At 71.1% G+C, this 13,985-nt stretch carries 9 protein-coding genes and 2 pseudogenes; 1 reads left to right on the plus strand and 10 read right to left on the minus strand.

The window, feature by feature from the left end; all coding sequences use genetic code 11:
* Nucleotides 1-16 precede the first annotated feature (16 nt).
* The 4 genes and pseudogenes from AB0J72_RS27510 to AB0J72_RS27525 form a co-directional block, all read right to left on the minus strand.
* A pseudogene (locus AB0J72_RS27510) lies at nucleotides 17-1,465 on the minus strand (NF041680 family putative transposase).
* Between the two features lie 179 nt (nucleotides 1,466-1,644).
* A pseudogene (locus AB0J72_RS27515) lies at nucleotides 1,645-2,176 on the minus strand (IS5 family transposase); the annotation flags it as partial.
* A 183-nt stretch (nucleotides 2,177-2,359) separates the two neighbouring features.
* The gene (locus AB0J72_RS27520; protein WP_363403451.1) at nucleotides 2,360-4,576 is read right to left on the minus strand and encodes a germacradienol/geosmin synthase; all 2,217 of its coding nucleotides are present in this window, start codon (nucleotides 4,574-4,576) and stop codon (nucleotides 2,360-2,362) included.
* A gap of 7 nt (nucleotides 4,577-4,583) precedes the next feature.
* Nucleotides 4,584-5,357, minus strand: a complete 774-nt coding sequence (locus AB0J72_RS27525) for a hypothetical protein (protein ID WP_363403453.1) — start codon at nucleotides 5,355-5,357, stop codon at nucleotides 4,584-4,586.
* Between the two features lie 60 nt (nucleotides 5,358-5,417).
* Between AB0J72_RS27525 and AB0J72_RS27530 the strand changes: the two genes are divergently transcribed.
* Nucleotides 5,418-6,665, plus strand: a complete 1,248-nt coding sequence (locus AB0J72_RS27530) for a hypothetical protein (protein WP_363403455.1) — start codon at nucleotides 5,418-5,420, stop codon at nucleotides 6,663-6,665.
* A gap of 13 nt (nucleotides 6,666-6,678) precedes the next feature.
* Here the strand turns inward: AB0J72_RS27530 and AB0J72_RS27535 are convergent, their stop codons facing one another.
* The 6 genes from AB0J72_RS27535 to AB0J72_RS27560 form a co-directional block, all read right to left on the minus strand.
* Complete coding sequence (locus AB0J72_RS27535; protein WP_363403457.1) at nucleotides 6,679-7,608, minus strand: 4-hydroxy-3-methylbut-2-enyl diphosphate reductase; 930 nt, start codon at nucleotides 7,606-7,608, stop codon at nucleotides 6,679-6,681.
* An 11-nt stretch (nucleotides 7,609-7,619) separates the two neighbouring features.
* Nucleotides 7,620-8,669, minus strand: coding sequence for a family 2 encapsulin nanocompartment cargo protein polyprenyl transferase (locus tag AB0J72_RS27540; protein WP_363403459.1), 1,050 nt, complete (start codon nucleotides 8,667-8,669; stop codon nucleotides 7,620-7,622).
* A gap of 4 nt (nucleotides 8,670-8,673) precedes the next feature.
* Complete coding sequence (locus AB0J72_RS27545; protein WP_363403461.1) at nucleotides 8,674-10,065, minus strand: family 2B encapsulin nanocompartment shell protein; 1,392 nt, start codon at nucleotides 10,063-10,065, stop codon at nucleotides 8,674-8,676.
* The gene (locus AB0J72_RS27550) at nucleotides 10,040-11,467 is read right to left on the minus strand and encodes a family 2B encapsulin nanocompartment shell protein (protein ID WP_363403463.1); all 1,428 of its coding nucleotides are present in this window, start codon (nucleotides 11,465-11,467) and stop codon (nucleotides 10,040-10,042) included. Before AB0J72_RS27550 ends, AB0J72_RS27545 begins: the two co-directional genes overlap by 26 nt.
* A gap of 273 nt (nucleotides 11,468-11,740) precedes the next feature.
* Nucleotides 11,741-12,139: a VOC family protein gene (locus AB0J72_RS27555; RefSeq protein WP_363403585.1), complete on the minus strand. Its 399-nt coding sequence runs from the start codon at nucleotides 12,137-12,139 to the stop codon at nucleotides 11,741-11,743.
* A gap of 681 nt (nucleotides 12,140-12,820) precedes the next feature.
* On the minus strand, nucleotides 12,821-13,438 hold the full coding sequence (locus AB0J72_RS27560; RefSeq protein WP_344498200.1) for an L-threonylcarbamoyladenylate synthase: 618 nt from the start codon (nucleotides 13,436-13,438) through the stop codon (nucleotides 12,821-12,823).
* Between the last annotated feature and the right edge of the window lie 547 nt (nucleotides 13,439-13,985).

Below are 13,985 nucleotides of genomic sequence, written 5' to 3' on the forward strand. Positions count from 1 at the left end.
GGACCTAACTTGATCTTTAACCTGTGCGGCGTGGCCGGGGATTGGTCGACTTCTTCTTCCGGGTTTCGGTTTGCCGGGTTCGTTGCTGGTGACGGTGTGGACGTCGTGGCGGTGGGTGGGGTGGCGGTTCGGTTGGCCTGGTGGTCGTCCGGGTCCTGCCCGGGTGGGTTTTGGTGCGTTCGCGGGGCAGGTGCTTGTCGTGCGGAGGTGCCGAAAGTCGCGCCGGACGTGGGCTGGGGTGAGCCGTTCGGGTGGTGCGGGCTGTTCCCATGGGTGGCGCAGGTCCGCGGCGATGGGGCGGGCGAGTCGTAGCTGGGTGTGGGCGGCGATGATCAGCCAGGTCCACCGGTCGGCAGCTCGCGGGTCGCGGAGTTTCGGCACGGTCCAGCCGAGGGTCTGCTTGAACAGCCGGAACGTGTGCTCGATGTCGAACCGGCGCAGGAACGCCTGCCACAACAGATCGACCGTCGTGGCATCGGATGCCGCGTCCGGGGTTGCTGCCGGGTGGGGGCTGATGCTGGTGGAGCACCAGAGCCAGACCGGTTTCGCCGTAGCGCCGGAGGGCAGCCGGGTCACGTCGAGGCGGATCAGGGTGCCTTCCAGGATCGGCAGGTCGGGGCAGTCGGCCCAGGCGGCCCGGCGGGTCAGACGCGGGTGCAGCCGATGCCAGGCGCGGGCCGTGGCCGTGCCGTAGAGACGGGTCTCGGTCACCGTGGTCACGTCCGGTTCACCCCAGCTGGCCGGGTCACCGAAGATGAACTCTCCGCCGTGCCGGCGGGGCCGCCCCAGAACACCCGGCAGTTTGGGTGGGGTGGGCCGGCGCAGCACCCGGTCCGAGCGCAGCCGGGCCAGGACCCGCACCGGCAGATCCCGCAGCAGCCAGGCGAGGCGGGCCGCGTCGTAGCCAGCGTCCATCACGACCCAAGTCTGCGGGTCGCCGGGCCGCCAATGCCCCGCGGTGATCAGCCGGGCGAGCACGTCATGGATCTGCCCGGCGGTGACCGCGGCCAGGTCCGCGCCCGGCGCAAGGCGCACCGCGTCCAGCGGCGCGGTCCAGGAGCTGCGGCCGGTCTCCAACGCCACCACGAACGAGTACGGCCAACCCGGAACTCCGATGTGCTGATCCTTGGCCCGCCCGTACGTGTGACACAGGATCCGTTCCGGCACGGTGTTCGCCTCCGGGGCGAAGCCAGCAGGTGACGTCCACCGCGAGCACGATCCGGCCATCAGCCGCGCACGGCAACGGCACCGACGCCACCGCGGTCCGCAGCCGCTACACGTCCACCCGCCCGGCCGCGAGCGCGTCATACAGTGCGCCGTGACCACGCCGGTGCTCCGCGACCAGCGACAACGCCGGCAACGACCGCACCGGCCCGTCCGCACACAACACCGCGTCCGTCAACTCGAACAACGCATCAGCACGAGCCGTCAAACAGCGGTACAACTCCCCGCGGAACCAGCCCAGATCCCCACCCGCACCACCACGCCCACCATCAGGCACACTAATCCTCCGCAGCCTTTGATCGGATCTTCTTCCCTAGACAAGAGGAATGATCGATCAAAGGCTGCACCCATGATCAGCCGGGGTCGATGCCAACCGACCCAAGGTTAAAGATCAAGCTAAGCCGTGTTTGTAAAGTCGGGTCAGAGCCATTCGTTGATCGCGGCGATGGTGACGGTGGCCTGGTAGCGCACCGCCAACTTCTCGAAGCGGGTGGCCATGCCGCGGTTGCGCTTCAGCTGGTTGATGCCGCACTCCACCGCATGACGCTGCTTGTAGATCTCCGGATCGAAGGCCGGCAGACGGCCGCCCTTCGACCCGAGCTTGCGCCGGTTCGCGGCGTGGTCGGCCTTGATCGGGATCGTCGCCCGGATGCCGTTCCTGCGCAGACAGGCATGGTTGCCCTTGCCCGCGTACGCTTTGTCGGCCAGAACCCGATCGGGTCGCGTCCGTGGCCGGCCAGGGCCGAGGCGGGGCACCCGGACGCGTTGCAGGACCGGCACGAACTGCGGGCTGTCACCACGCTGGCCCGCGGTGAGCAGAGCGACAGCGCCTTGCGGTCCTGCTCACAGGCAAGGTGAACCTCGTGGTCCGTCCGCCGCGTGACCGGCCCAGCGCGTGATCGCCCGGCTCGGTGTCGACCCCACCCGGTGGCTCCTTCTGCACCCCACCATCACATGGCCAGGACCGCCCACTGCGCGTCGGTGAGATGGTGCCGCCTCATCACCGCTACGCCGGCCACGAGGTCTCCGGTATTCAGGTTTGCTTGGTCGCTGACCCACTTACCGGAGACCTCACTTCGTATCGATCACCACCACACCGACGATCGACCAGGACCCCACCACCTACCAACACGCCCTAAGCCGACCCTCCGGTGGTCGCAACGGGGCGCTGGAAGGAGAAGCCCTTCGGGGCGGTGGGGATGCGGATGGTGGTCGCCGGCGCCGGGGCCGGGTCCTCGGTGCGCAGCAGGGCGGACTCGGGGTAGCGGTCGGTGGCCTCGTGCCAGGCGATGATGCCGGACATCCAGTTCTGGAGCTGGACGACGTAGGTGTCGATGCCGGCGCGGGCGGTCTCGGGGAGGCGGAGGTGCTCGTAGAGGGCGGGCAGCTCGACCGCGACGATCCGCTCGAACTGCTGCATGCGGGCCGTCATCAGGTCGCGGACGACGAGCGCGGCCCGGTCGCGGGAGACGTCGAGGAAGTTCTCGACGACGAGGACCATGTTGTGCAGCTCGCCCTCGAACTCGATCTCCTTCTGGTACGAGAACAGGTCGTTGACGAAGCAGGCGTAGTCGCTGGCGGCGGCCTCGAGGTTCTGGATCGGGCGGGTGCCGTAGACGTCCGGCGGGACCTGGCGGCCCTGGCGGAAGCGGGCCAGGCTCATCGTCAGGTCGGAGCCGAACGTGCGCCGGCGCATCTCGATGTAGTCGACGGGGTCGGGGATGCGCCGCTCGTGCTGGTTCTGCAGCTCCCACACCCAGCTGTCCAGCATGACGTCCACGGCCGCGCGGAACTCCTCCCGGTGCGCGGCGCCCATCGGGCCTGCCGTCCGGGGCCACAGGTCGGCGAGGCCCCGTTCGAGCGGGCTCACCGGTACCGACGCCGAAACACAGTCCAGAGGCATGAGGGACTTCAGCCGGGCCACCATCGCGCGGGCCCCGGTCAGGTCGCCGGTGGGGCCGTAGATCTGCGGGAACCAGTCGTCGCCATACGTGCCCCAGCTGAGCCACTGGGTGCCCAGCTCCAGCTCCGCCGCGGTCCCGTCGGGGTTGAGCGCGCCGGCGCAGACCGCGAAGTCGTAGCCGGCCAGCTTCCGCTCCGTCCACACCGACGACGAGGAACCCGGCCGCGGCACCGCATCGAAGAAGCCCATCGCGCGGGACCAGTCGATGACGCTGCGACGGGCCGACTCCAGGTGACCGTTCTGCCGCGAGACGTACGGCATGTACAGCTCGGGCACCGGCAGCGGGCCGGTGGTGCGGGCCGGGCGGACGTCGTACTGGCGGGCCCGCGCGGACAGGCCCAGCCGCGCCGCGGACGTGCCGATCCCCATCGGCCCGCCCAGCGTGAACTGCCCCGCCGGCCGGACGTCGGCGTTCATGTACCGGCTGGAGCGCAGGTGCCACTCGTGCCCGCCCGCCTGCCAGTCCTGCAGCCCCTGGGCGTACTTGAGGACCCGCAGCCGCTCGACCGGGTCCAGCGCGTGCTCGGCGAAGAGCGGCTCCAGCTCGGTCAGCACCGTGTGCTCGAACTGCTGCAGGCGCGACGTCAGGATGCTGTTGACGGCGTCGGCGGCCTCCTGCGGCGCGTAGCCGAGGAAGCGCTCCAGGACCAGCACACAGTTGGCCAGCTCACCCTCCTGCTGCGTTTCGCGCTCGTACGAGAAGAGGTCGTTGCGCAGGTGCACCCCGTCGGCGAAGGTGTCCTTGAGGACCCGCAGCGGCCGGCTGTGCGCGACGCGCGCCGGGATCTCCGCGCCCGCGGCGAACTCGACGAGGTTCGCCGACCAGGGCGCGCCACCGACCTTGCGCCGCATCTCGATGTATTCGATGGGGTTGGAGACGCGGCCGGCGTTGATGTTCGCCAGCTCCCACAGCGACTCGTCGAGCAGGTTGCGGGTGCTGTGCACGAAACGCTCCCGCCAGTCGGCGGACATCGCCGGCACGGTGCGCTCCCACAGCTCCTTCAGCCCCTTCTCGACCGGGTTGGTGGGCGTTTCGACCACAGCGCCGTGCAGCGGCATGAAGGAGCGCAATCGCGAAAGGTAGGCCTCCGCACCGCGCATGTCCTGGGTGCGCTTGAAGACGTCGAGGAAGTGGTCGTCGAAGAAGAACACCCACACGTACCAGTCGGTGACCAGGTCGAGCGCGGCCGCGGACGCCTCCGGGTGCGTGTAGGCGCACAGCAGCGCGTAGTCGTGGTTGTCCAGGTCGCGCTCGGCCCAGATGCCGGAGCCCTCCACCATGCCCATCTCGCGCGCCCACGCCTTGGTGTGCGTGCGGGCGCCCTCCAGGTTCGGGTTCAGGCGGGCCGGGTACGGCTGGTAGAAGTCGGGAAGCGTAAACGGGCTCACTGTTGTCCTATCGTGCTGTGCCGTCGTCGACGACATCGGTGAACACGTCGACGGTGACGCTCTCGCCGCGCTGGAACGGGAACTCCAGCTCGTAGACCGCGAAGAGCATCAGCGCCGACATGGCGGCGAGCAGGGCGATGATCGTGAGGTACTCGCCGCTGCCCTTGACCCCGAACATCAGGGCGTTGGCGAGGGTGAGCACGTCGCCGACGATCAGGGCGAGCCACATGACCTTCGGCAGACCCGCGCCGGCGGCGGCGAGGCGGGCGTCCCGGTTGACGGTGAGGGCGCGCAGGTCGGCGCGGGCCTCGGACTGCCGGTTCGTGGCGGCTTCGGCGCCGTCGGGCAGCGGCGCGTCGACGCACTTCCAGAGCTTGGAGATCACGGCGCTGCCCGCCCTGCCGACCGGCTGCCCGCCCGCCATCGCCGGCCACTCCTGCTGCTCGACGACGCGGATGTACTCCCCGGTCAGCTCCCGCATCGCGGCGCCTTCGGCGGCCGGCAGCGTGTCGGCGTAGTGGTTGAGATCGACGACGGCGCGAGCCTCGGCGCGGCTGCTGTCCTGCGCGCCGTCGCCCGCCTCCCAGACGCTCACGATCACGAACGTCATGAGGATGGCGTACAGGACACCGATGATCGCGAATGCGATGCCGGCCACGTCGTTGTTCTCCTGCCGGTCCTCCACCGGCACGAACCGTTGCACCGCAAGGCCTGCGGCGAGCGCGACGGCCACCGCGACGACCGTGACGATCAGGCCGCCGATGAGGATCTCGGCGTTCACCGACCCCTCCCTCGGCTAGGGTGATTTTTGCGTTTCACGGCATTTGGGGAGAAGGTTGCGATGCGTCGTTTCCGCTGGTGTACAGCCGGCGCCGCGCTCCTGACGTGCTGGGCCGCACTGCCGGCGCCTCCGGCGGTCGGTGCGCCCGCGGCCGCGCTGCCCGAGGGGCTCGTGTGGGTGTCGCGGGGGCCCGGCGACGCCGGGTCGGCGCTGCACCGGGTCACCGCCGGCGGCACCGTGGCCCGCACGCCGCTCGGGTACGCGGTCAACGCCATCGGCTGCGCCGGCGACGGCACGCTCTTCGCCCTCGCCACGGCCCGCGCCGGGCGGAAGCTGCGGGCCGGCCCGCACGTGGTGCGCATCGGCGGCGACGGCCGCGTCACCGACCTGGGCGCGGTCCCCGGCACCCGGCGCGCGTCCGGATACCCGCTCGCCGACGCGTACGGCGGCACGGTCGTCGCCACCGGCGGTGGCGTCCGGCTGATGGTCGGGACGGCGTCCTCGGTGCGGACCGTGCAGGTCTCGCCGGGCGCGCCCCGGCTGCTGCCGTCGCGTCCGCTGCCGTCGCTGCCGTACACCGGGGACTGGGCGGTCGAGCCGTCCAGCGGTGACCTGCTCACGGTCGCGGCCCGCGGCGGCCGGGCGCAACTCGTGCGGGTGGGCTCGCGGGTGTCGTTCACGCCGCTGCCGGCGGTGCTGCCGGGCCGGTCCGCGTACGGCGGCGTGGCCCTGCACCCGGACGGCACGCTGACCGCGCTGTTCAACCAGGCGTCCGGCCCGGGCGCGGGGCCGGGGACGGGGCACGCGCCGGGTGGCAGCGCCCTGTTCCGGATCCCGCTGTCGGACCCGTCGCGGGCGGTGAAGCTGGCGGACCTCGGCTCGGTCGCGTCGTCGGACGCCACGGCGTGTCCGGTCGCGCCTCCCGTTGTCGCCGGCGAGCCGGATCCGGCGGTGCCGTCGCCCACGCCGACGCGCCGACCGGCGCCCTCGCCGTCCCCCGTGGTCGCGGAGGTGCCCGCCCCGGCGGTGACGACGGCGCCGCCGGCCGCGGTCGCGGAGGTGCCGGCGGTGACGACGCCGCCGGCTGCCCGGCCGCGGCCGCAGGTGCGCAAGGCGACGCCGGCTCCGCCCGCGTCCGTGCCCCCGCCGTCCAGCACGCCGGCCCACCGGTCCAACGTGCGCCCCGCCGAGCCCGTCGCCGTCCCGGCCTCGGCGTCGTCACCGGTCGGCAAGCGGTTCATCCCCGTCGCCGCCGGATTCATGATCGCCGCGGTGGCGATGACCCGACTGTTCCGCCGCCGCCGCTGACCCTGCCCCAGGTTCATGAGCGGACCGTCGACGGGAGGGAGAACTGCAGCCGCTCCACGGCGACGCGGCGCTCCTCGACGGTCAGCGGGCCGAGGGCGCGCAGGGCGGCGATGACCTCGTCGACCAGGTGCGGCGGGGCCGAGGCGCCCGCGGTCAGGCCGATGACGCGGGCCCCGGCCAGCCACGCCGGGTCGATCTCCGACGCGTCGTCGATGAGGTGGGCGGGCGGGCCGAGGCGGCGGGCCAGCTCGACCAGGCGCAGCGAGTTGGACGAGTTCGCAGAGCCGACGACCAGGACCAGGTCGGCGTCGCGGGCGACCGCCGCCACCGCCTCCTGCCGATTGGTCGTGGCGTAGCAGATGTCGTCGGATCCGGGCCCCCGCAAGGCCGGGAACCGTGCCCGCAGCGCGTCGACCACCTCGCCGACCTCGTCCGCGGCGAGCGTGGTCTGCGTCAGGTACGACACCCGCGACGGGTCCTCGACCCGCAGCCGCGCGACGTCGTCCGCGGACTCGACGAGGACCGTCCGCTCGGGGGCCTCGCCGAGGGTCCCGTCGACCTCCTCGTGGCCGGCGTGCCCGACGAGCACGACCGTGTCGCCCCGGGCGGCGAACCGGCGGGCCTCGGCGTGGACCTTCGTGACGAGCGGGCAGGTCGCGTCGACCACGCGCAGCGACCTGGCCTCGGCCTCGGCCCTGACCTGCGGGGCGACGCCGTGCGCGGAGAACACGACGGTCGCCCCGTCCGGCACCTCGTCGAGCTCCTCGACGAAGACGGCGCCCCGGGCTTCCAGATCGGCCACGACGTGACGGTTGTGGACGATCTGCTTCCGCACGTACACCGGACGATCGGCGGCGTCGAGGACCCGCTCCACAACCTCGATCGCCCGCTCGACGCCCGCGCAGAAGGACCTCGGGCCGGCCAGCAGGACCGTCCGTCGCATCGCCGCCACCGTCACCGGTCCCGCCGCGTCGCGAACCGGGCGAGCTCGCACAGCTCCGCCTCGACGAGCGGGTCGGCCTCGGCGGCGGCGAGGGCGTCGAGGGCACGGACGAGGAGCTGGTCGGCCTGCGCCTGGCTCCACATCCGCGCCCCGGCCGCCTCCACGAGGGTCGCGGCCCGGCCGACCTGGGGCTCCGGCAGCGCGCCGGCGCCGGTGTAGAACGCCGCGAGCTCCAGGCCGGCCGGGGTGCCGGAGGTCAGGGCAGCGACCACCGGCAGGGACTTCTTGCGGCTGCGGAGGTCCGAGTGGACCGGCTTCCCGGTCGTCGCCGGGTCGCCCCAGATGCCGAGCAGGTCGTCGGCGAACTGGAACGCCAGGCCCAGGTCCTCGCCGAACTGCGCCAGCCGCAGCACCTGCGCGGGCCGGCCGCCGCCGAGCAGGGCGCCGATCGCGCACGCCGAGCCCAGCAGCGCCCCGGTCTTCGCCTGCGCCATGGCCAGGCATGCCTCGACGTCGACGTCCGCGCGGCGCTCGAAGTCGAGGTCCGCGCTCTGGCCGTCGATGAGCCGCTGTACCGCGGCGCCGAGCATGCCGGTGGCCCTGGTCGCGGCCGGGTGCCCGCTCGCGACCAGCGTGTCCATCGCGAGGGTGAGCAGCGCGTCGCCGGCGAGGATCGCGGCGCTGGTGCCGAACACGCTCCACGCCGTCGGCCGGTGCCGGCGGGTGGCGTCGCCGTCCATGACGTCGTCGTGCAGGAGCGAGAAGTTGTGCACCAGCTCGACGGCGACGGCGCCCGGCACGGCCTGCCCGGCGCCGCCGACGGCGGCCGCGCCGAGCAGCACCAGCGCGGGCCGCAGCGCCTTGCCGGGGTCCGCGTCGACGGGCCGGCCGTGCTCGTCCCACCAGCCGAAGTGGTACCCCGCGACGTGCCGCATCGACGCCGGCAACGTGTCGACGGCGGCGCGCAACGCCGGTATGACGGCGTCCCGGCTCTGTGCGAGGACCGCGCCCGCGGATCTGGGCTGGATGGTGCTGGGACTGACGACGTGCGCGGCGACCATCTGGTCAGCCTCCGATCTCGACGTGTTCGAGGATGCCGAGCGCGTCCGGGACGAGCACGGCGGCGGAGTAGTACGTGCTGACGAGGTACGAGCTGACCGCGTGCTCGTCGATGCCCATGAACCGCACGTTGAGCCCCGGCTCGACCTCGTCCGGGATGCCGGTGCGGCGCAGCCCGATCACGCCCTGGTCGTCGGCGCCGGTCCGCAGGACCAGGATCGAGCTGGTCCCCCGGTCGCTGATCGGGATCTTGTCGCACGGCAGCAGCGGTACCCCGCGCCACGACTGGACCTGACGGTTCTCGAGGGCGATCGTCGGCGGGTACAGGCCGCGGCTGTTGCACTGCCGGCCGAACGCGGCGATCGCCTTCGGGTGGGCGAGCAGCAGCCGCGACTTGCGCCGCCTGGAGAGCAGCTCGTCGAGGTCGTCGGGGGTCGGCGGGCCGGTGCGGGTGGCGATGCGCTGCTTCAGGTCCGCGTTGTGGAGCAGCCCGAAGTCGCGGTTGTTGATCAGCTCGTGCTCCTGCCGTTCGCGCAGCGCCTCGATCGTCAGCCGCAGCTGCTGCTCGAACTGGTTCATCGGCTGGTTGTAGAGGTCCGCGACGCGCGTGTGCAGGCGCAGGATCGTCTGGGCGACACTGAGCTCGTACTCCCGCGGCGTGGTTTCGTAGTCGACGAAGGTGCCCGGCAGGACCGGCTCGCCCTCGTGCCCGGCCGCCATTTCGATCGCTGCTTCGCCGTGCTTGTTCTGCTTCTTGCCCGCTTTTTGCTGATATTTCGTGATGTGCGCGCCGATCGTGTCGGAGAACCGGTCGATCTCCTGCCGGCGCAGCGCGAGCAGCGTCGTCGGGGTGCTGGTGCGGATCGTGAAGCCCCAGCTGTGGTGCGTGCCCTCGAAGACGCCGTCGCCGAAGAAGTCGCCGTCGGTGAGCACGCCGAGGAGGGTCTCGTCGCCGTACTCGCCGGCGCCGAGCTGCCGGACCTTGCCCTTGACCAGCAGGTACACCCGGTCGGCGGGCTGCCCGGCGGTCACGACCGTCTCGTCGGGGCCGAGTTCCAGCTGCTCGAACCGCTCGGCCATCTGGTGCAGGACCGAGTCGTCCGGGAACTCCCGCAGCGCCGGCAGCTCGCGCAGTTCCTGCGGGATCACCTTCACGTCGGCGCCCTGGTTGGTGAACGTGACCCGGCCGTCGCCGACGGTGTAGGTGAGCCTGCGGTTGACGCGGTACGTGCCGCCCTCGGCCTCGACCCACGGGAGCATCCGCAGCAGCCAGCGGGGCGAGACGCCCTGCATCTGCGGGACGGATTTGGTCGTGGTCGCAATGGTGCGTGCGGCGCGGGTACTGAGACTCCTTGGTTGCTCCTGCGCGGTTTCAGTTCTCACGGCCGATTTCCACATTCTCGAGAATGCCGAGGGCGTCCGGCACCAACACCGCGGCGGAATAGTAGGCGCTCACCAGATACGAAATGATGGCCTGCTCGCTGATGCCCATGAAACGCACCGAAAGGCCGGGCTCGTACTCGTCGGGAATGCCGGTCTGGTGCAGGCCGACGACACCCTGCTGCTGCTCGCCGACGCGCATCAACATGATGGACGTGGTGCGGGTGTCGCTGACCTCGATCTTGTTGCTCGGGAAGATCGGCACGCCGCGCCACGCCGGGACCTGGTGCCCGCCGAAGTCGATGTTGCCTGGGTAGACGCCGCGGCGGCTGCACTCGCGGCCGAACGCGGCGATCGCGCGCGGGTGGGCGAGGAAGAACGTCGGCTCCTTCCACACCAGCGACAGCAGCTCGTCCATGTCGTCCGGGGTCGGCGGGCCGGTGCGGGTGTAGATGCGCTGGTCGTACGCCGCGTTGTGGAGCAGGCCGAAGTCGCGGTTGTTGACCAGCTCGTGCTCCTGCCGCTCGCGCAGCGCCTCGATCGTCAGCCGCAGCTGCTGCTCGACCTGGTCCATCGGCTTGTTGTAGAGGTCCGCCACGCGGGTGTGCACGCGCAGGACGGTCTGCGCGACGCTGAGCTCGTACTCCCTCGGCTTTGTTTCATAGTCGACGTACGTGCCCGGCAGGGCCGGCTCGCCCTCGTGCCCCGACGCCATCTCGATGGCGGCCTCGCCGTGCTTGTTCTGCGGCTTCTGCGGCTGGTCCCGCATCCGGCGGATGTGCTCGCGCAGCGCGTCGGCCTGCCCGTTGAGCTGCTGCATCGCCTGCCACGACAGCGCGAGCACGGTGCAGCTGGTCAGCGCCTTGGCGGTGAACTCCCAGTTCGTCGCGCCGCCGGTGAGGACCTCGGCGCCGAAGTAGTCGCCGTCGGCCATGACCCCGAGGACGGTCTCGTCGCCGTACTCCCCCGCGCCGATCTTGTTGATCTTCCCGTGTGCGATGAGGAACACCCGGTCCGCCGGCTGCCCCTTGGTGACGATCACGTCCCCGGGCGCGAACTCCTGCTGCACGAACCGGTCCGCGAGGCTCCGCAGCGCGTTGACGTCCTCGAACCCGCGAAGCGCCGGCAGCTCACCCAGCTCCTGCGGGATGACCTGCACCTGCGAGCCGGTGGAGACGAACGTGACCCGCCCGTCGCCGACCGCGTAGCTGAGCCGGCGGTTGACCCGGTACGCGCCGCCGCCCGCCTGCACCCAGGGCAGCATCTTCAGCAGCCACCGCGAGGTGATCTCCTGCATCTGCGGCACCGACTTGGTGGTCGTCGCGAGGTTCCGCGCCGCACCGGTGCTCAGGCTCAGCCTGCGCTGCTCCTGCTCGTCATTGCCTTGCGCATTCGATCCGATGGATTCCAGCAGCGTCATTTTGTTTGCTTCCAATCACGCATTCGGCGCCGATTGACACGGTTGAACCGCCACCCGACTGCATTCGGCGGCGGCGACGTTCAGAAAGGGGATTGATCGCAAGCGGGTCCGGCAACTCCGCCATCCTTGCGAACGGTTCAAGTATGCCGCCGCACCTGGCCGAACGGGAGATAAACCCAAAATGGTCAGCCAATTTTCGAGCAATACCGCTAGCGCCGTTCTTCTTTCCGTGCAGCGCTTTTCCCCACCAGCAACTGTCGGGTCCCCGACAGTTCACCGACCACTGACGAGCTCCACCTCAAACCCGTCCGCATCCTCGAGATACGCCGCGTAGTGTCCAGCCCCACCCGCGTACGGATGCCGCTCGGGAAACATCAACACCCACCCGTGCGCCCCCGCTTCGGCGACGATCGCCTCCACCCGCTCCCGCCCCTCCACCCACAACGCCAGATGGTTCACCCCAGGCCTGCACCGCTCATGCTTCTCCCCCGCCAACCCCGGCGACTGCTCGAAGACGATGTACGTCCGCTCGAACCGCCAACTCCGCCCAACCGCCCACTCCTGGTACACCTCCCACCCAAGCTCTTCCAGCAACCACCCCCAACTCCGCACCGCCCGCCCCAGATCCGGCACCCAAACCTCAACGTGATGCAACACCGCACACCCCTCCATTCCTTCGAACACCGCTCCCCCAACCAACAGCCCCTCACCCGCAGCACCCAAACCAGCCCCACAACCTCCCACCGACCGACCCCACTGCCAGGCCAACAACCTCTTACTCACAGCACCCACGAGCCAGGTCCACAACCCCTCCCCCACACCGCCTCATGCCAGACCCACAACTCATGCCAGACCCACAACCGCTAATCCAGCACCACCCGCAGCGCCGTGTCCTGCGCGAGGTCGCCGAGCGCGCGATCGCCCCTCAAACCCGCAGCACCCACGCCACGCCCCCAGCGCCAACCCGCGCACCCACGCCACGCTCGCAGCACCGACCCGCAGCACCCACGCAGCGCCAACCCGCAGCGCCCATCAGGCCCAGGCCCTCCCGGCCGCACCCACGCCACGTCCGCAGCACCCACGCCAGGGACGCAGGCCCCCACCCGGCCGCACCATGCCGAGCCCTCAACCCCCACCCGCAGAACCCCACGCCAGGGCCGCAACCCCAACCCCGCCGCACCATGCCGAGCCCGCACAGAGCCCCCATGCCAGGCCCGCAGCACCCGCTCGCTCGCCAGACAATCGCCCGGCCAGCCTCCAGTCGGCCGCCAACCACCGCGACCCACCCGCGACGGCCTGGATCGTCGGCGCCGACCCGCAGATCTCCGGCTCGACGCCCTCGCCCGCCGCGACCTACTCGAAGCGGCTTGGATCGCCGGCGCCCACTCGCAGGATCTCGGGCTCGTCGCCGGACAGGTCCACGACGGTCGTCGGCTCAACACCGCACTCGCCGTCGATGACCGCGTCGACCTGGTGGTCGAGCAGCTCCTTGATCTCCCATCCCTGCGTCATCGGCTCGTCCTGGTCCGGCAGCAGCAGCGTGCTGGACAGCAGCGGCTCGCCGAGCTCCGCCAGCAGCGCCTGCGTGACGGTGTGCTCCGGGATGCGCACCCCCACGGTCCGCTTCTTGGGGTGCAGCAACCGCCGCGGCACCTCGGGGCTCGCCGGCAGGATGAACGTGTAACTGCCCGGCGTCACCCCCTTCACCAGCCGGAACACCGAGTTGCTGATCTGCACGAACTGCCCCAGCTGCGCGAAGTCCCGGCACATCAGCGTGAAGTGGTGCCGGTCATCCAGCTTCCGGATGTCCCGGATCCGCTCCAACCCCGGCCGGCTGCCCAGCTGGCACCCCAGCGCAAAGCAGGAATCCGTCGGGTACGCGATCAACCCGTCATCCCGCAACACCGTGACAACCTGCTGCAGCAGCCGCGGCTGCGGATTGTCGGGATGCACGTCGAGGAATCTGGCCACGACCAGAGCGTACGCGGCCGAACCCCACCGCCACCTACAGCGCACCGGCACCGCGGACACCCGTAGACGGCTCGCCGCGACATCACCGCACCATCCCGGCATAACGCCCCAGCGGACCCCGACGAGCACAACGTCCCAGCGGACCTCGCCCGGGCACAAAGTCCCAGCGGACCTCGCCCGGGCACAACACTCCGGAGGACCTCGACCAGCGCTACGACCTACCGTCACCGCGACCCGACTCTCAGACCGCCGTCCCATCCCACACCGGACCCAACCGCAGGCCCTCGATCCCCTCCCCTTGCCCAGCCGACGCGGTGACTCGACCGCACCACCCCGCATCTCCCCCTCGACCTGGCACCCACCACGGGTGGACGCGGGTCGCGGCTCCGGCACAACAGTCACCTCGGACGCCTGACCAATGGACCTGTCCACCTCGGGCGCCTGGACAGTGGCCTTGTCTGCCTCGGAGCCTTGGGCGGCGGCCATGTCCAGCTCGGCGATCAGCCTGGCGTTGCGGAGCCGGGTGAGCTTGGTCGCGTGCCGGGCC

This window comes from Dactylosporangium sp. NPDC049742, assembly GCF_040674675.1.
Taxonomy (GTDB): Bacteria; Actinomycetota; Actinomycetes; order Mycobacteriales; family Micromonosporaceae; genus Dactylosporangium; species Dactylosporangium maewongense.